Consider the following 18,434-nt stretch of genomic DNA (forward strand, 5'->3'; position numbering starts at 1 on the left):
GGAACAAACGCGACGGTATTCGGTTCAGTGATCAACGGCTGCAGGGAGGTACTTGAACATGAACGATAAAGACGAACTCATCCGGCGACGCGCTTACGAGATTTGGGAGCGTGAGGGGCGCCCCGAGGGCCAGGAGCGCCGGCATTGGGAGCAAGCAAGTAGGGAGATTGCGGAACATGAGCGTCTGCCTCCCAACAGTCAAACCGGGGATGATCAAACTGGCACCATTGTTGCTCCATCCACCGCGCCGCGCGGGGAAGCCGGGCGGCCGTCGGAGGACGCGGAGTAGTGCTCTTCCTACGACCAGACTGGGAAAGGACCTGAGTATCGAAGCGGTGTCGGCGCATTGGGAAGAGCGATCGAAAGAGCAGGCGCTTGTTTCCTAGGACCCCTAGGACAATGCAGGCTGATCTTCGTGCAGATCGCTAGCATCGAAGTTTCCTGTGCGTGAGGTACACACGGGAAAGAGGCGGTGATTCCATCACCCGACGTGGCCAAATCGAATGGGCCTGGATGACTAAGCCGCTTATCGCCCATGCCAAGGCGCTGATGTCCAAACCGCCTATTTCGCTACGGCGCTGAATGAATCCGATGCCCGAAGCAATGGGTGCAGTCGCTCCTGCCGCTGTGGCCGGCAATGAGGACCCCACGGCCTACGTATTCGAGTATCGAGACGGTTCTGGCACCAGCCGAACGCCGCCTTCGACAATGCCACGCCTTGAAGCAGTCCAAAAGATTAGCGAGTAAACATGCGACACGACCCCAACCAAATGGAAAGGATCACTCCAGCATTTTTTGGGCGCGATGCCGTTTCCGTCGCGGAGGCTTTGATTGGCGTCATTCTGGAAGTAAATGGGATCGGCGGCAAGATCGTGGAAACGGAAGCTTACGGGCGGGAGGATCCCGCCTCTCATAGTTTCGTTGGGAAAACTGCCCGGAACAACGCGATGTTCGGCCCCGCCGGCACCGCTTACGTCTACCGGTCCTACGGTTTGCATTGGTGCCTCAACTTCGTCTGCGAGAACGCAAGCGCGGTGTTGCTCCGAGCGATCGAGCCGCAAACGGGCCTTGGAACGATGCGGATCAGGCGCGGGACAGCCAGGGAAACCGTCTTGTGCGCGGGGCCGGGACGCCTTTGCCAAGCTCTCGGAGTGACCCGCCATCTTGACGGACGATCGCTCTTTGCGGCCCCTTTTTATCTCACTGTTGGGGAGGGCGAAACGGATGTCTGCCGAGGCCCTCGTATTGGGGTCACGAGGGCTGCCGACGTGCGGTGGCGGTTCGGAGCGCAAGGCTCTGCCTTTTTGAGCCACCCGTTTCCCGATCCCGTTCCAGTTTAGAACTGGCCGGCATTTTGCGGGGGCGTAGGGCTTCTCGTCATAAATGCTGGAAGACCTGTTCGATGTCTGCTTTCCAGATTTAGCCATCGCGATGATCCTCGAGAACGACTGAAGCGATTTGATATGCGCCCCAACGTGCAAATCCTGATTCCGCCCGCTCGCATTCTCGACAAGTGCACCTATTCGCCCGGATCACGGGGAGGTTGGAAAGAACACTCGGGCTTGGAAGTGTCGGAACGGTTGTTGTTACAGGAGGCGAGCCGGACGTTTTCGAAATGGCGACGGTGCTGGGCGCAATCGATCTTGGATACTAGGTGACCGTCTCGAAGGACGGCGTTTAAAGCTCGACCAAACAAAGGACGCCTCTCTTCAGCTGCTTGGCAACGCTTCGGAGTCCACCTTGAGCTTGCGACCCTTAGGAGTGGCTCGGTCAATTAGGCGATATGAGAGCCGCACGTGGGAAATGTCGGAACCATCAGACCCCCGGCCGGTTTGATCTTGATAAACGCCGCGCAGGCCGCCCCGGCAGATCGTTTTAGGCGGGTCGAAAGAGGATTTTACCAGTGATTATCGATCTCCAATCCGCACGTGCCACACGAGATGCTCCTGACCCGGACTGTGCCTCACATGATAGCCTTGGCCGGACGATGTATCTTTACGGAGTGGAGTACTGGATGGACGACCGCCTTTGGGCGTTGACGCTCGAGGCCTATTCGCTCGAGGACGCTGAAAGAAGAATGGTGGCAATCCATCAGGGGCTGATCTATGGGCAGATATACCGCAGTACCTGCTGAGCATTGCGTTCTACATAGAAATGAGCGCCTCCCGGCCCTCCCGACACCTCGCGGACGTGCCGGGTGATGCGCAGATCGTTCTGAACCAAAGTTACGCCGGACACGCTGGCAACGCGGCGCCTTGCCCATTCCGTTTCGACAAAGGCTTGCATCAACACCTCCCCGTGGTTGAAAGACACTTCGATCTCAGAGGCGTCGATCTAGGTGGCATCGGTGAGGCGGTCGCTGACAGCGTCCTGGATCTGGATGCCCCGGCGAACGAAGTCTCGCGGCCCGTTTCCTCGACTCCGGCCCCCGCTTACCTTGGCGATGGCCGTTTCCGGGAGCGAATATTTGTAATTGTCGCCTAGATCGACCTGCCGCTGGCGCAGATTGACCTCGCAGCGTCCGGATGAAATTCCAATCTTATGACTAGCAACAGTCATCAAAACCTCCGCTCTCTTTCTTAACTGCCCAACGGGTTGCACAGCGAAACGTCGCGGCTCTGATTGTTGCGGTAACGGTCCGGTAGTCCCCATCTGGAACAAATACGCGGTTGACCGGTTGGCCGTGGGTCAAAGCCTGAAGAACTCATTCGCCGGCGTGCCTATGAAATCTGGGCGAACGAGGGACGGCCGGAGGGTGACGTACCGACGAGAGAGCGCTCGCACGACCGAGCGGCGGAACAGACGGAACCAGAGGGCGGAGTAGACCCATGCGAGTAGCTGACATTATGACCATGTGTGCGTTGCGAGCCCCGAGGATACCACCATCGCACTGGAAGGGGCCGAGAGCCGTATCGGCCTTCTTCCCGTTGGCGACAACGATCGGTTGGTTGGGATGATAACCTATCGGGCTTTCGCAGAGCGTTGTGTGGGTGACGGGCGTGACGATCGTGCGCGCGTGGCCGAGATCATGACGGCCGGCGTCAAATACTGCTTCGATGACCAGGAGGTGTCCGATGTTGCGCCCAACATGGGCGACGCGCAGAACCGGCACCTGCCGTTCGTTGACCGCAACAAGCGGCTTGTCGGCATCGTTTCGCTGGCTGACGCAGCGCGACGGGACCCTTCCCTTGCCGGGATAGGCTTGCGGAGCGTGACGAGCCCCGATGGGCTACATAACCGGACTCAGTAGCGATGGCCGGCGTCCCCGAACAGCGCCCCTCGTGGCGCCCTCCCGTTCTCTCTGCATCCGAGGAGCGTGTGTGGGCGAGAGAAGTCGCCCTTCACGCGCACGCGGGCCAATTAGACAAGGCTGGAGAACCCTATATCCGCCACTGCCAACGGGTGGCCGAGGCCGTTGACGGCGACAAAGCCAAGAGTGTTGCCTTTCTTCATGACGTTGTCGAAAAGGCGCCTGGGTGGACATCGGAGCGACTGCTCGATTCTGGCTTTTCCCCGGAGGTGGTGGCCGCCGTTAAAAGCCTGACGCACCGCACTGGGGAAACTAAGGATGCCTTAACGATCCGCGCTGCGTCAAACGCGCTTGCAGCTGTCGTAAAACGCGCCGACCTTTTGGACAATCTCTCCCAAGTGGAAAGGCAAGGCAAGGATGGGACGCAGTATAGGCGAAGACTGGTTCTGCTCGACGCTGCCGCAGCGTACGACGGTCATCGGGCGGAAAGTGAGTCCGCCGACCGAAAGATCGCCGCGTCATCAGCTCAGGGTGAGGCTTGCAAAATCCGCCGCGAAACCGCCGATCGCGTTGCAAAACGGCTTGCTTTGCTTTTGGGAATGGCAGCGGCCGCTTTGATCTATCTTGTTCTCCGGTTATGAACGATTGTCGTCAGCGGGGCGCAAGGCTCGATCACTCGAGCGGAACACCATTCATGCGATAGGCAAGTTCGTCGCGCGCACGGCTGAGCCTGCTCTTGATCGTGCCGATCGCACAATCGCACATATCAGCTGCCTCCTTGTAGCTGAGGCCGTATCCGGCAACGAGTACAAGTACTTCCCTGTGGTCGGGTGCTAGCCCCTCGAGGGCGGTACGCAACTCGCCATTCAACACGCACCAATCCTGCGGGGCCGGAATGGGAATTGGAAGGTCGGCGCAGTTGACGGCACCCGGCGCCTCGCGCTTACGCAGCTTGTACTGCGTGCGAAACGCGTTGTGCATGATTGTGAAAAGCCAGGATTTGAGATTTGTTCCAGGTTGAAAACCATCGATACCGCGCAACGCGCGAAACAGCGTTTCCTGCAGGAGATCGTCAGCCTCGAAGCTTGAACTGACAAAGGTTCGCGCAAATGCGCGCAAGGCCGGGATCAGATCGACCACCTGCGTCTCAAGCGGCCGCGTCTGATCGTCGAGAACTGGAATAGAAGGCATTGTAGCTGCCTTTCGGGGTTGCCGGATTTCAATGTTAGTCAATGCGTGGCCGACAATTAAGTTCCCTTGGGCTTTAAGGCCGCGCCGGCCGGGAACCAACGCCCCCTGCGCTTGTTTTTGTTTCGTGTCGTGGATGTGCCTGCACGAAGATCTTGAAGGCTGCTCGAACGGAAAGCGAGGTTCCCGATGGAAGCGCTTGAAATGCAACTGATGGCCCACCGCAAGATCCTGACCGCGCTTATGACGATCGCGGCAGGCGATCCGGATTACTGGCACAAATTGATGGAACACCTTCGCGATGACCTTGTCATCCAAGGCCACGAGGAAGATCCAGGTGTCGTGCCGGGAATGGCGTTCGCCTCCCAAAATGCTCTTAGCGAGGAGCTGAGGACCATTGTCAGCCGTGCCGAACTACGCGCCGGCGATCGGACTAGATCGGAATAGCCAAGCTTCATTTCTTCAACCTGTTCGCGGTCGTCGGTCCCAGAGCAGTCTGATGCGCCGGTGACCACCAAGGAGGCATTCGGGATGATGGATTTGGAGGTTGACCGGCTTTGGAACAAGCCGGTGATACTGGATCGCGAGGGTGTCCAGGATGCCGGACGCAGCGCGTCGGGCATACGTCGATGCAGCTGCATCACTAACCTTAAACGTCCATTGTAGGTCGATGTGGCTCCAAGGCGTTTAACTGCCAGGTGGACAGCTTGTTCCAGCCGACGTCTGGGCAGTCGCGCAGCCTCTCATCCTTTGAGCGTTTGTTGGAACGCACGGCGCCGTAAAAGCGCGATTGTCGAAGCTGGCCGGCAGGTTACCGCCGATTGTGAATCCGCGCGAGAAAATCACGGATAAGCAGCGCTACCTGATCCAGGTGGGTCTCCAGGAGCCAATGCCCGCCATCGATGAAATGAAGTTCGGCGTCCGGCAAGTCGCGGAGATATGCTCGGGCAGATTTCTCCGGCATGTAGTGGTCGTTGGGTCCCCAGACGATGAGGGCAGGGGGCTTATGGTCCGCCAGATATCTGCGGTGTTGCGGAAACCATGACCGGTTCTCCTTCAAACCTGCGATCAGGTTGACGGCGATTTCCTTCCGCTTTGGTGTCATGAGCGACCAATGCAGTTTCCATAGGTCGGGAGGAATGGCCTCTGCGAGATCAGGCTTCAAGTCGTTGAGGAACTCTTCCCGGAAAATCTCCTCGGTCACCGCCTCGGCCAACGTGCGTTTCATTTCCGGCAACGGAAGCGCCCAGGTCTTTTCAATGTCTGCATATTTGGGGCCCAAGGCATCTTCATAGGGGATGTCGCCGTTCTGAATGATGAGCCCGACGACGGATGCCGGCCGTAGAATGGCCATGCGAATTCCGATCGGCGATCCGAAATCGTGCAGATAAAGAACGAAGCGATCGATCTTAAGCGCGTCGATGAAGCTGCTCAGAAAGGCTGCGTAGCCGTCGAAGCTGTAGTCGAAATCCTCCGGCGTCCCGCTGTAGCCCGCACCGGGGAAATCCGGAGCGATCAGGTGCCAGCGGTCGGAAAGCCGTGGCATTAGATTGCGAAACTCGTAGGATGAACACGGATATCCGTGCGGGAGCAAGATAACCGGAGCATCTTGTCGTCCAGCTTCCCGATAGAAGACCTCAATGCCGGCAACCATGATCCGCCGATGCCGTACCAGCGTGTCCATAGCAAATCCTCCGCAGGATGAGCTGACTGCTTTCGAAGGGCATCGACCGATCACCAACAAGCGCAGCCGCTCGTGACCGGGAGATAACTGGTACCATCGCCGGTTGTTCCCTTTCGGGGAACCGGCGAGCGAATATGCTGGATACCCGAAGGTTGCCGCAAGGGCGAAAGTGCATTTAATTTCAATATCGTGCACATATATCTTGAAGCGACAGATGATCCGCGCCCTAATGTTGCTGACGCCGGCGCGCCTTCCTAGTCTCGATTATCGGCTATGCCGGCCGTCTTCGCGCTACGGTTATGCCGTCGAAGCCGAAGCACGACGCAATGCCAGATACTCCCAAATGGCAACGCCAAAGAGGGTCGCTGTCGCCAGAAACTGGAGATGATAATTGGCGGCAAGCGCAGAAAGCACTCCAGCAAGGGCAAGGATCGCGAACCCGACAATGTGCGAAATCGGGAACTGGTGCGCCGCGGCCAACTTTATCCAGATGTTGCCAGCCAAAAAAAGCGCCGGGCCTCCGAGTATCGCCAGAGCGGTTTGCATCGTGGTTTCATCTTTGGCATGGGACAGGCTGAAGTCCTCTCCTACTGCCGTCAGGATGACGCCAGAAACAATTGGCAGGTGGCCGTATGTGAAGAGATTGAGCGCCAATGTCTCGGGTTTCGACGTCGCCTCCGCTTTGTTGGCGGCTTTTTCCTGGCCGTGATGGAAGTAGATCCACCACATAAAACCGGTGCTTAAAAACGCGCTGCAGAAGACAGCGAAGGTCATGTCGTCCGCCATGTGCTCTGCGGCGTTGCGGCCGGTCGTCAGGATCGTTTCACCGAGGCAGATGATTACGAACAGCGCACAACGTTCTGCCATATGCTTGCCAGAAACGTCCAACGTCTCGGGCGCTGATTTCCCCAGGCCAGGAAGATAGTACCGCAGGGCCGGAGCCAGATATTCGACTAGAAGAGCGGTACTCCAGAATGCAATTCGCGGAGTCGTCTCCATTTGAGAACCCACAAGCCAGAAGGCGCTTGCAAGGACTAGCCAGAGGGTAATCCGCAGGAACGTCAGGAAAGAGGCCGCATCGACGCGATGATAGGCGTAGAGCATGAAAAGCGATCGCCCTATCTGTATGCTGCAGTAGATGACCGCAAATGCAAATCCATGGTCTCCAAACGCGTCCGGCAAGGCGATAGCCAGCAGAATACTCCCAAACATCAGGAGAAAGAGCATCAGCCGTACTGGATTTTGCTCGGTATCGAGAAGGTTTGTAACCCAGGTCGTGTGAATCCAGATCCACCAGATCGCAAGAATGAGCAGCGCCGCCTCGAGAAGGGCTGTGGGGCCGAAGTCGCTCGCAAGTGTCTTTGCGAGCTGGACCAGAGCAAACACAAAAACGAGGTCGAAGAACAGTTCGGGAAAGCTTGCTCTGGTCTGGTCGGCGTCCGCCTTCCTTATCCATTGATCTCCAGTTGCTGCCCCCTTGGCCGTTGTCGGTTCTGCCGCTCGATGTCGCGACGCTTGGTGCATTACTCTTCCTCCGCCCGAGATGGAGAAAGAGGTAGAGCGGTACGGAGTTCCAGCAATATCCCACTCGATGAGGAGAAGGCCCCTCTGCAGGGATTGAAGAGGAGCACGGTCGCTTACAACTATTCCCGTGGTTGAAGGAGCCGCTCGCTCGCCTCGCTCGCTAAGCGGGACCAGGGGCGTTGATGATGCCCATTCCGACCGAAACCCCCTGGAGAGCCGTCCACACACTCCATTCATGCGGGATCCGAGCTAGAAGGCGCAAAGCGGCACTTTGCTCGTCTGAGGGCTGAGCAAGGTCAACGATCTTCACGCGTCCGCACTACAGTCACCTCGATACAACGCATATGCACGCCAGGCCTCGGCTTGCACGCTATAGCGCGTTGGATACAACCTGAGTTGCTACCGAAATCAACACTACTGATCATACCCCATTCTGCTCCCCTGTCGGGATCATACCGTGTGTGAATGGTCGCCTCTATTCCTGTCGAGACGTAAACCGCTTGCGTCCTCGTGGAACTAGCCAAAGGACCCCCAGGCGAGGCCTGTCGCTATGATTGGAGCGCCAGGCCTCTGGCCGTCTCCTCCCCGTCCGAAGACGACTGGTGCTCGCTATCACACCGCTTGCCGGAACTCCATTTGCCCATCCGGGCTAAACCCTGTGGCTAATGAGGATATCGCGATGAAATCCCTTGAGTGCAGATGAGTAGCTTGACAGGCATTAACCTGCGCGCTGAGAAATCGGCTCATCTGGTGCTTGATCGGGAAGTGGCCGCTACTGGTACGGGAGGCGGGAAGCGCGCGTTTTGCTACGCTCAGCTGCGCCGGCGACGTGTTTGGGGCAGGATGATATTTCGCAGGATCAATAGCCTTTGTGCGACTTCGAAGTACGGAGCCACAGCGCTCTGGGTTGTGCTCCGTCTCGCCGCTGGTCAAATAGCGATCACGTCAGGGACGTCCCGGTTCTGGCTTCGGCAAAACGATGCAAAATCCTTGAGGAATTTCTCCCCCGCCGGACGATGAGCGGGGTCCATGAACTTTTCCATGATTACGTCTGGCGTCTCCTTCATACCGGGAAGCCGGAAGAAAATCGTCTCGGAGAAATTTGAGCTTAAGGTCAAAAGGACGGTGCGCAGCGCTGCCAGCGTCTCGTCGCCTCGGTGCGAAGCGTGGATGAGGGCTATCGGTTTCGCGATTACGGCCTCCCCGAGACAAGCCAGTCGACGGCGTTCTTGAGGCCTCCGGGAATGGTGCGAAGATACTCGGGGCTGGAGATGATTAGCCCATCACTTGCGGAAATTTTCTCGACGAAGCGGATGACGCTTTCTGGGGCGTTTGCGCCCTCCAGATCGGGAGAAAAGATCGGCAGCTCACCAATGTTATCAAAGACTTCAACGGTGATATCGGCTGGAACGAGGGATTGGAAAGCCCTCAACAAGGCCGAATTGGTGGAAAGCCGACGCGTACTTCCTGAAATTCCTAGGATCCTCATTCCTCAAGGATAGTGAAAATTCCGCAGCCAGCAAGCCATTGTGGACGCGGCGCCGCTTTCAAAAGCACATTATCAACGGTGAGGAAGGTAAAACGAGGGAACAACGGGCGGCCTTTCCTCGTTGAGACGAACCGGGCGTAGGAGGACCAAACGATGACTGACGAGCCGCACGACCGCGACATTTTGTCGTTGTGTGACGACTCGCTGCCAAAGGAGACACGTCCAAATGCCGAGTTTGCTCTCAAGACGCCAAGCCTGGCGACGCAAAGAGAGCAGCTTGATGTGTTGAGGGCCGACGTGGCGCGGCTTCGCGAGCGCCTCATTGCCATAGCGGACGGGACCTCCAGACTGGCGGTGCTCGAGGCGACCGTTGTTTTAGAAACGGTAGAAGGCCGTATCAGACGTCATCTCGCGCCGGTTCTGTTCACCGCGGGTGTTGCAGGTTATATCTGGAGCGCTTTCTTGAGGCGCCGCTAGCTATGGGCTTCCTGCGATAGTGCAACGAACTCGAAAGGACGTGGCTGAAAAAAAGCCCACGGCGCCATCTTTCGCACGATCCGGAAAGATCTTGCATCTGTTGCGGGTGCATCAATAGAAGCGCTGGATCATAGAAATGTTACCATGCCTGCGCGGCCCGTTTCGTTGAAAGCCGTTTTTCAGCCTTGGATGTTCGACCGCCGTGCCCTTCACGCTCATCTCCAAAAACAGAACGCGATTGCCTTGTCGCAATCGCGGCCATGCCCTAGTTCTTCAAGCGATTTTAGTCTGGGGCCCGCCTCGGCTACGTGCCACAGAATGGGTCGTGTTTTATGATTAGGCGGAGAATGCATGCGCGGAAGTGAACGCGTTGAATTGAGGAATAGGACGCGTGATGCACATCAGCGGGTAGACGCCGCGGTCGGCGAGCTCAGCACCATCGAGGACTATCGCCGGTACGTAGCGCGCGTTTTGCCGTTTCGTGCGACAATGGATGAAGCGCTGAGGAACATCTCTTGGCCTGAAGGCTGGAATTGGCGACCGTCAGGGGTTGCAGAGCTGCTTGCTCAGGACGCGTGCGATCTCGGCTTGCCACCGGCGCGCCGCATTCGGCCTGATTTCGATCTTTCAGATCCAAGCGCGCTTCTCGGTGCGCTCTACGTGGTGGAAGGGTCGTCTCTCGGTGCGCGGGTCTTGCGTCAGAGGGCGTTGAAGCTTGGTTTCGATGAAACCTTCGGCGCAAAGCACCTTGTTTCGATGGCGGACGACACGACCCGATGGCCATCCTTCCTGTCGCTCCTCGAACGAACACATGATTTTGACGTCGTTCGGTCTGCCGTCACGGCGAACGCCGTGTTCGCTCTCGCCCAAACTTGCTTTGAAAGTGCATATCTTGTCGCCAGTTGAACCCGTCACCCTCGAGACTTGCGACAGGGAGCCTATTCATATCCCCGGGAGTATCCAACCGCACGGTTGTCTTCTGGCATGCAATCTCGGGTTCACGACGATTGCACGCATATCGGCAAACGCTGCGAAGATGCTCGCCTGGGAGGGCAGCCTCCTTGGGCGGCCTCTTGTCGACGTGCTCGGCCCAAAGTTGTTGCATGATCTGCGCAATGCGCTTGCGGCCGCGGGAGCGGCCTCACGACCGGCTCTTTTGCTCGATGTCGTTTTGGGCGACCGCGTGTTCGACATTTCCGTCCACCTTCACAAGTCGGCCGTCATCATTGAGTTCGAGCCGGCTCCATCGATCGGTCAACCCTTGCATATTGCGCGCGAGATGATTGGGCGCATCAAGGACATCACCGACGTCGACCGTCTGGTGCAGCGCGCGTGCCGGATCGTTGCGGGTACCACCGGCTATGACCGCGTGATGATCTACCGCTTTGAGCAAGACGGGTCAGGCAAGGTCGTCAGCGAAGCGAAACGCGCCGATCTTGAGAGTTTTCTGGGCCAGTATTTTCCAGCAAGCGATATCCCCCAGCAGGCCCGCGCACTTTATCTCAAGAACACCATCCGTGTCATTTCGGACGCGAGCGGTGCGCGTGTACCCGTCGAGCCGGTTCTGGACGGATCCGGCGAACCATTGGACCTCAGTTTCGCGCACCTGCGCAGCGTTTCGCCCATCCATTGCGAATACCTGCGCAACATGGGCGTCGCCGCGTCGATGTCGATTTCGGTTGTTCTGGACGGCCAGCTCTGGGGGTTGATCGCCTGCCACCACTACTCGCCGCGCGCACTGCCGATGGCCCAACGCGTTGCGCTTGAAGTGTTCGGCGAATTTTTCTCGCTGCACCTGAAATCTCTGAAGGAAAGCCGCCGGGTTGCGGCCGTCGCTGGGACACGCGAAGCGCTCGACCGCTTTCTCATTTTGTCTTCCCATCACGAGGATGTGGGTGAACTGTTGCGCCAGAGCCTGCGAGAATTCTCGCAGTTGCTGGCAAACGACGGTATCGGCGTCATGGTGGATGGCAAATGGGTGGGGATCGGCACCGCTCCGCCGCACGAAGAAAGAGCCGCTCTTCTGGATTTCATCCGCACTGTCAGTGAAGGCCGCGTCTGGGCGACGCATGCCCTGTCACAGAAGTTCCCGGAGGCATTGGCCTACAGCGAGCGGCTTTCGGGCGTTCTCGCCATTCCCCTTTCGCAAACGGGCTCGGATTGCCTGGTGTTTTTTCGCAAAGAACTGGTCCAGACCCTCAACTGGGCCGGCAATCCTGAAAAGACCTATGAGGCAGGTCCACTCGGCGACCGTCTCACACCACGCAAGAGCTTTGCGATCTGGAAGGAGACGGTTCAGGGGCAGGCGCAGCCCTGGTCGGAGGCCGAGCGGGAAATCGCCGAGATCGTCCGGGTCGCGATCGTCGAGGTGGTGCTGCGACACAACGAGCTGATGGCGGGCGAGCGCCGCAAGTCCGAGGTTCGGCAGCGGATGCTGAACCAAGAGCTTAGCCACCGCGTCAAGAACATCCTCGCCGTCATCAAATCTCTGGTGACAAGCCCCCAACAGCACAAGAAATCGCTCGAAGAATATGTTTCGACGCTGCAGGGTCGCATCGAGGCGCTCGCAATCGCGCATGACCAGGTCGTGCGCGGAGATGGCGGCGGGATCCTGGCGGATCTCCTGGAGGCCGAACTCCAGCCTTACCGGACAAATCTGTCGACAATTACGCTCGAAGGTCCTGCCGTCTGGCTCGACAGCCGCGCTTTTTCGGTAATGGCGCTGGTGTTTCACGAGCTCGCGACCAACGCCGCCAAATACGGAGCGCTTTCGGTGACGGCTGGCGAAGTAGAGGTGCGCTGGACGATGACCGGCTCCGATTGCGACGTCTCCTGGCGCGAGCGAAACGGTCCACTCGTCACTCTGCCGTTACGCAGAGGATTCGGTAGTGCCCTCATCGAGCGCAGCGTCCCCTACGATCTTCATGGGCGCAGCTCCGTCCGCTTCGAACCATCGGGGCTTGAGGCAGAGTTCAGCATCCCCTCCCCACACGTCAAACTCACCGCGTTAGGTCCGACAATGGAAACATATACGGTCGGTACCGCCGCTCCCGAACAAAGCGGCCTTGGCCGTGCAAACCCCAGGGTTCTGATCGTTGAGGATCAGATGCTCATAGCGCTTGATCTCGAAGCGATGCTGTCGGACGAAGGGTTCTCGGAGGTTTCGACGGCGAGCTCCGTCCAGCAGGCCATGGCACATATCGAGAGGACTGCTCCGGAACTGGCGATTCTCGATATCAATCTCGGGCAGACCAATTCGTTCGGGATCGCCGGCGAACTCATGCGCAGAGGCACTCCATTCGTTTTTGCTACAGGCTATGGCGAGGGAGCAGAACTGCCGCCGGACCTTATCGGCGTGCCGATCGTGCGCAAACCCTACAGCAGAAATGCCATCGTCGGAGCGCTTTCACTGCTGTGGGACGAGACCCTGTCCAGAGACGCGCAAAGGGCAGTGACAGGAACGACGAAGGGAAAGACCGAAATCGATGTCTGACATCAAGTCGCTGTCTCGCGAGCAACTCGAAGACGAGATCCTGAGGCTGAGGGCCCTGTCGCAGGGAGGCGCCGCGCTGAAGGTCCATAACGCCAGCGACGACGACGCGCGAGAGGCACGCTATCGAGCCCTTTTCGAGGCGATCGACGATGGTTTCTGCATTATTGGCTTCATCGACGGACCACATGGTCCGCTCAGCGATTACGTACACCTTGAAGCAAATTCCGGCTATGGCCGGCATACAGGCATCTCGGACATCGTCGGCAAACGGCTTCGGGAGATTGAACCCGGAAACGCGGATGTCTGGTTGGACGTCTATGGCAGCGTGTTGCGCACCGGCAAACCAGTGCGCTTCGAGCAGGAGTTCAAATCAGTCGCCAGGCATATCGAAGTTTCGGCCACCCGCATCGAGCCGGCAGGCCTGCGCCAGGTGGCGGTCCTATTTCGCGACGTAACCGAGAGGAAGAAGGCCGAAGCGGCGCTACGCGAGAGCGAAAGCCACGCGCGCGATAACATACAGCGTGTGCAAATGGCGATGGCCGCAGGGGCGATCATCGGCACGTGGCTGTGGGACGTGCCTACCGATCGCTTTACGGTCGACGAAGCTTTTGCGACCGCGTTTGGGTTCGATCCGCAGCAAGGGCGCTCAGGCCTGAGCCTTGCCGATATCGTCGGCGCCGTTCATCCCGACGATCAGGAACGAGTGACGGCCTCGGTCAGAGAGGCCCTGGCAAAAGGCGGAGCCTATGCCCACCAATACAGGACGCGTCGCGAGGACGGGAGGTATCGCTGGCTCGAGGCGAACGGTCGCGTGGAATGCAGCAGTGACGGTGTTGCGCTTAAATTTCCGGGTGTCCTGATCGATATCGAAGAGCGGCGCGCGGTCGAAGCCGAACGTGACCATGCCCTTGCGGCCCTCCGCACGCTCAACGAAACGCTAGAGCAACGGGTAGAGGAACGCACCGCAGCCCTTGTCCAGGCGGAAGACGCCCTGCGGCAGGCGCAAAAGATGGAGGCTGTCGGGCAACTAACCGGGGGCCTGGCGCACGACTTCAACAACATCCTCGCCGGCATCAGCGGCAGCCTTGATCTGATGAAAACTCGGCTCGCCCAGGGCCGTGTGGGTGAGATCGACCGTTATATGACGGGAGCACAAGGGGCGGTGAAGCGGGCCGCGGGCCTAACTCAGCGCCTCCTTGCCTTTTCCCGCAGGCAGACGCTCGATCCGAAGCCGTCGGACATCAATCGCATCGTCGCGGGTATGCAAGATCTGATCAGCCGAAGCGTCGGTCCTGGGGTGGCGGTCGAGACTGTCGGAGCAGGAGGGCTGTGGACGGCCTTCGTCGATGTTGGCCAGCTCGAGAACGCTCTGCTCAATCTTTGCATCAACGCTCGCGACGCGATGCCGGATGGTGGACGCTTGACGATCGAGACCGGTAATCGGTGGCTCGACGAACGCGCTGCGGCCCAACGTGGATTGCCGCCGGGGCAATATGTCTCCTTGTGCGTCAGCGACACCGGTACGGGCATGTCGCCGGATGTGGTCGCCCGCGCCTTTGATCCGTTTTTCACGACGAAGCCGATCGGACAGGGGACGGGGCTTGGCCTTTCCATGGTCTACGGTTTTGCCGGCCAATCCGGTGGTGCCGTGCGCATATACTCCGAAGTGGGCAAGGGCACGATGATTTGCATTTATTTGCCCCGCCACGCGGCCGAAGATCATAGCTCCGACATACCAGCCGACGCGGGACCCGCGCCCGCAGCGACCGGAGTTCACACCATCCTGGTCGTGGACGACGAACCCCTGGTCAGGATGGTCGCGGTCGAAATTCTCGAAGAGCTGGGCTACGAAGTGCTGGAGGCGAGCGACGGCCCTTCCGCCCTTAAAATGCTTGATGCACGCCCCACAATCGATCTTCTGGTTACCGACGTCGGGCTGCCGAACGGCATGAACGGACGGCAGCTTGCGGATGCGGTGCGCGTCCAGCGTCCCGGTCTTAACGTACTCTTCGTCACAGGGTATGCGGAGAACGCAGTACTCAACCACGGGCACCTCGACCATGGCATGGAAGTGGTCACCAAACCCTTCACAGCTGACGTGCTGGCGCGGCGGGTCGAAAGCTTGATCCGCCAATGACAACCGGGTCTGGCGCGCCAGGCTTGCTGCATTTCGCCGATGGACAGCCAACTGCGCTCAGCTGACGGGACCACCGGGCAATCTGCAAGTCCGCGCTCTTTTCAGGAGTTTCGAAGTGCTCGATAACCCTCGTTCTGGTCAAGCTACGCCCTTGGTCTGAATTTCCGTCCGACTAAAGCCCGTAAGGGGAACAAAAAATCAACCTCGGCATTTAACCGTCGGCGACGAGGGTCGTCGCGGCAAGGCGTTTTCGTTGGAAATTCAATCGCTTTCGATTTCGCGCTGATAGCAAAAGGCATTCCCAGTGACGGGCAGAGGAGCAAAACCATGAAAGCGATCGGATCGCTGGCATTTGGCATCGCATTGTCCGTTTGCGCCAGCGCCGCGGCTGCGTCCGTCGCCTCACTCGTGCTGGCCAAGCCCACCGAACCTCCTCTGCTGAAGTCGGCTTCGGCTCCAGATCTTTGGACCGCAACACCGGTCCGGATCGACCGGAGCCAGCAGAACTACCAGCGTTTGCCGCCCGTCTATTCCACTTACGTCACGAACCCGGTTTCGGCGAAGCGAACATCGGGGCGTCTGGCACTCACCGCTCCAACCTTGGTGAACTCCCATACCGGCGTCTCGACAGCCCACCGCGATTGGTGCTCAAGCCGCTACCGGTCCTATAACCCCGAAACCAACGCGTACCGCTCATACGGTGGACAAATACGAACGTGCCAGTCGCCTTACGCGGTCATGTACCCGATCCACAAAGACCGGACGGCGCAAATCGATCGGCGGTTCGTGGGCTACGCAACGGCCGAACCGCGTACCGTCTCGTGTACCGTCCGCTATCAGTCGTATCGAGCCGATGACAACACCTACCAGCCCTACAACGGCCCTCGAAGGCACTGCCTTTATCCATCCCAAGATGCGCGCCTCGAAGCGAGCAACAGCGTGCGGCCCGTGTCGGGGCGATGAGCAGCCCGCAAGTCAACTGCGGCACGAACATTCTTCGGCGGCACCGGCCTCTCCCGGGCGTGCGTTGCGACGGCTGAGGCATTCAAGGGATCGCGATCCCGATGGATAGCGAGAGTAAAGCGGAAGAATGAGCGTTCGTCCGGCTATCCAACCTCTACCGGAACATGGAGATGCAAAGAGTTGGAGAAAATCACGCGAAAGCGCAAATTGCGGTCCAATCGGCCACTGTGGTCCAACACGCGTCATATCAAGGTTGTCGCGCAAAGTCGCATCTCCGTTGACAAAGTCGATGTGTTGATCGTCGGCGCCGGCATCGGAGGGGCGCTGATGGCGTTGTCCCTTGCCAAGCGAGACATGAAAATTCTCGTCGTCGACCGACGCTGGCCGGTACAAGGCAGCACTTTGGCGAGCACTGCGATGATCCAGCACGAGATCGATGTGCCGCTCCACCAGCTCACCACGATGATTGGGCAGGACAAGGCGCGGCGCGCATGGCAACGCTCCGCAAGAGCAGTGGAAACACTGATCACGCTCATCGACAGTCTTGGAATCGACTGTGGCTTTGAACAGAAGAAGTCTCTTTATCTGTCCGGCAATGCCTATGGTGCCCGCGCGCTTCGCTTGGAGATCGACGCGCGGCAGGCCGCTGGCATTTCAGCAAGGTTTCTCAAGTCTGCTTGCTTGCGCGAAGAGTTCGGTCTCAATCGGACTGCGGCAATCGGGTCCGATATTTCTGCAGCCGCCAATCCGGCGCAATTGACAGCCGGCTTGTGGCGCAAAGCCCAGAGGGACGATGTTTCGCTCATAGGCGACACGGAGATTACCGACGTCCGCAGCGTTGAAGGATGGAACGCCGCTGCGACCTCGACAGGCGAAATCATACTGGCCAAGCACGTTGTGTTTTGCACGGGGTACGAGTTTCTCGAAGCCGTGGCCCACGAAGGCCATCGGATGGTATCCACCTGGGCTCTTGCGACTAAGCCGCACCATCCACGGCCTGACTGGCTCAAGAACTATGTTCTTTGGGAAGCATCCGATCCCTACCTCTATATTCGTTCGACCAAGGATGGTCGCCTGATTGTTGGAGGGGAGGACGAAGAAAGCACCACCGCATTTGCGGACCCTATCAAGCTTAGAGCCAAATCCCAGATCTTGCGCGCAAAGCTGTCGGCGCTCCTGGAAATACCAATCGGCGAGCCGGATTATCTTTGGGCCGCGCCTTTTGGCACTACCTCTGACGGATTGCCGCTTATCGGGAACGTTCCGGGGCTGGAGAATGTCTATGCCGTGATGGGTTATGGGGGCAATGGCATTACCTACAGCCAGATCGCTGCGGAGATCGTGTCGTCAGAGATTTTGGGCTACCGTGACCCAGATAGCGAGTTGTTCGCCTTTCGTTGAGCTTCGAAGCCAGGCAGCAAAGCAGAAAGGCCGCCGGAACGGCGGCCTTTGAAGATAAAGAGTGAAGGTAGTTTTGGATCAATGGAAACGCTGGTTTGAATACCAGTCGTCGATATCTTTCCTCGCCTGATCCTTGGCATATCCATAACGCTCCTGGATCTTGCCTTCGAGTTGCTCGCGTTTACCGTTGATCTGGTCGAGGTCATCGTCGGTGAGTTTGCCCCACTGCTCCTTGACCTTACCCTTAATCTGCTTCCAGTTGCCTTCAACACGGTTCCAATCCATTTTGGGGACGCTCCATTGCTATTCAGGTACATTTCTTGAACGAGTGAGCTACGCACTTGTTCCGTTATTTGTTGAGGCGAATGATGGTGCTGTTTGTCGGGCCCGGCTCTATGAACCTCGAGACAGTTTAGCCGACTGCAGGCCCTGCCTCGTTGGTTTAGGCAATGCTTATCCGTTGCCAGCGGCATTATGCCGGTATGCCGGCAACGGATGAATTTAGGACCCGAGAAGACGCCTTGGGGACATCAGCGCCTGTAGCGCCGCCGCTCCTGTTCAACCTCATCGGGAGTATAGGGAGCGAGCGTCGGATCAAAGCGCCGCCAGCCCTGCTCGGAATAAGAAGCTCGACGCTGCACCGGGTCGACCCAGCTACCGCGGCGCAGGATCGCTTCGGCATCCGCCTGGAGCGCGTCGTCGACCCGTGCCGTGACGACCGCGCCACCGCGCCGTACGCCTTCCGCATAGACATGGGCATGTTCTTCCGGAACGCCCGAATCCGTCATCGCTCCGATAATCCCGCCGGCGGCACCACCTGCTACCGCG

Annotated in this window: 14 protein-coding genes and 4 pseudogenes; 11 read left to right on the forward strand and 7 right to left on the reverse strand. The window is 58.6% G+C overall.

Annotated elements, in window-relative coordinates:
* Positions 1 to 58: 58 nt before the first annotated feature.
* The gene (locus tag ASE71_RS37720) at positions 59 to 289 is read left to right on the forward strand and encodes a DUF2934 domain-containing protein (protein WP_034798762.1); all 231 of its coding nucleotides are present in this window, start codon (positions 59 to 61) and stop codon (positions 287 to 289) included.
* Between the two features lie 460 nt (positions 290 to 749).
* Positions 750 to 1,340, forward strand: coding sequence for a DNA-3-methyladenine glycosylase (locus tag ASE71_RS34155; RefSeq protein ID WP_413814662.1), 591 nt, complete (start codon positions 750 to 752; stop codon positions 1,338 to 1,340).
* Between the two features lie 994 nt (positions 1,341 to 2,334).
* Here ASE71_RS34155 and ASE71_RS36320 read toward each other — a convergent pair.
* On the reverse strand, positions 2,335 to 2,559 hold the full coding sequence (locus ASE71_RS36320; RefSeq protein ID WP_060516705.1) for a hypothetical protein: 225 nt from the start codon (positions 2,557 to 2,559) through the stop codon (positions 2,335 to 2,337).
* 141 nt (positions 2,560 to 2,700) lie between these two features.
* Between ASE71_RS36320 and ASE71_RS35495 the strand changes: the two are divergent.
* From ASE71_RS35495 to ASE71_RS37555, 3 genes and pseudogenes are all read left to right on the forward strand, one after another.
* Positions 2,701 to 2,838: pseudogene (locus ASE71_RS35495) on the forward strand (DUF2934 domain-containing protein); the annotation flags it as partial.
* A pseudogene (locus ASE71_RS37550) lies at positions 2,829 to 3,250 on the forward strand (CBS domain-containing protein). The pseudogenes ASE71_RS35495 and ASE71_RS37550, both read left to right, overlap by 10 nt.
* A gap of 2 nt (positions 3,251 to 3,252) precedes the next feature.
* Complete coding sequence (locus ASE71_RS37555; protein ID WP_063891211.1) at positions 3,253 to 3,891, forward strand: HD domain-containing protein; 639 nt, start codon at positions 3,253 to 3,255, stop codon at positions 3,889 to 3,891.
* 31 nt (positions 3,892 to 3,922) lie between these two features.
* Here ASE71_RS37555 and ASE71_RS37290 read toward each other — a convergent pair whose 3' ends face one another.
* The 4 genes and pseudogenes from ASE71_RS37290 to ASE71_RS34195 form a co-directional block, all read right to left on the reverse strand.
* Complete coding sequence (locus tag ASE71_RS37290) at positions 3,923 to 4,762, reverse strand: sigma-70 family RNA polymerase sigma factor (protein ID WP_244496905.1); 840 nt, start codon at positions 4,760 to 4,762, stop codon at positions 3,923 to 3,925.
* Between the two features lie 487 nt (positions 4,763 to 5,249).
* Positions 5,250 to 6,122 carry an alpha/beta fold hydrolase gene (locus tag ASE71_RS34185; RefSeq protein WP_060516698.1) on the reverse strand — a complete coding sequence of 291 codons (873 nt, stop codon included), beginning with the start codon at positions 6,120 to 6,122 and terminating at the stop codon, positions 5,250 to 5,252.
* 297 nt (positions 6,123 to 6,419) lie between these two features.
* Positions 6,420 to 7,646 (reverse strand): low temperature requirement protein A, encoded by a 1,227-nt coding sequence (locus tag ASE71_RS34190; RefSeq protein WP_082566425.1) that lies wholly within the window; start codon positions 7,644 to 7,646, stop codon positions 6,420 to 6,422.
* A gap of 929 nt (positions 7,647 to 8,575) precedes the next feature.
* Positions 8,576 to 9,135: pseudogene (locus tag ASE71_RS34195) on the reverse strand (NADPH-dependent FMN reductase).
* A gap of 153 nt (positions 9,136 to 9,288) precedes the next feature.
* Here ASE71_RS34195 and ASE71_RS34200 point away from each other — a divergent pair.
* From ASE71_RS34200 to ASE71_RS34220, 6 genes are all read left to right on the forward strand, one after another.
* Complete coding sequence (locus ASE71_RS34200; RefSeq protein WP_060516696.1) at positions 9,289 to 9,612, forward strand: hypothetical protein; 324 nt, start codon at positions 9,289 to 9,291, stop codon at positions 9,610 to 9,612.
* Positions 9,613 to 9,963: 351 nt separating this feature from the next.
* Positions 9,964 to 10,518, forward strand: a complete 555-nt coding sequence (locus ASE71_RS36150; protein ID WP_060516694.1) for a biliverdin-producing heme oxygenase — start codon at positions 9,964 to 9,966, stop codon at positions 10,516 to 10,518.
* On the forward strand, positions 10,505 to 13,105 hold the full coding sequence (locus ASE71_RS34210) for an HWE histidine kinase domain-containing protein (RefSeq protein ID WP_060516692.1): 2,601 nt from the start codon (positions 10,505 to 10,507) through the stop codon (positions 13,103 to 13,105). The genes ASE71_RS36150 and ASE71_RS34210 overlap by 14 nt, the downstream gene beginning before the upstream one ends.
* A complete protein-coding gene (locus tag ASE71_RS34215) occupies positions 13,098 to 15,242 on the forward strand; it encodes a response regulator (RefSeq protein ID WP_082566423.1) in 2,145 nt (714 codons plus the stop codon). The genes ASE71_RS34210 and ASE71_RS34215 overlap by 8 nt, the downstream gene beginning before the upstream one ends.
* 327 nt (positions 15,243 to 15,569) lie before the next feature.
* Positions 15,570 to 16,205: a BA14K family protein gene (locus tag ASE71_RS35500; RefSeq protein WP_082566422.1), complete on the forward strand. Its 636-nt coding sequence runs from the start codon at positions 15,570 to 15,572 to the stop codon at positions 16,203 to 16,205.
* A 180-nt stretch (positions 16,206 to 16,385) separates the two neighbouring features.
* Positions 16,386 to 17,606 (forward strand): NAD(P)/FAD-dependent oxidoreductase, encoded by a 1,221-nt coding sequence (locus ASE71_RS34220; RefSeq protein WP_060516690.1) that lies wholly within the window; start codon positions 16,386 to 16,388, stop codon positions 17,604 to 17,606.
* A 78-nt stretch (positions 17,607 to 17,684) separates the two neighbouring features.
* On the opposite strand, the gene ASE71_RS34225 is transcribed toward ASE71_RS34220, so the two are convergent.
* Entirely contained in the window at positions 17,685 to 17,891 is a 207-nt protein-coding gene (locus ASE71_RS34225; protein ID WP_034803410.1) for a CsbD family protein, read from the reverse strand.
* A 245-nt stretch (positions 17,892 to 18,136) separates the two neighbouring features.
* Positions 18,137 to 18,434 (reverse strand): annotated as a pseudogene (locus ASE71_RS37295) (hypothetical protein); the annotation flags it as partial.

It is taken from the genome of Ensifer sp. Root954, assembly GCF_001429005.1.
Taxonomy (GTDB): Bacteria; Pseudomonadota; Alphaproteobacteria; order Rhizobiales; family Rhizobiaceae; genus Ensifer; species Ensifer adhaerens.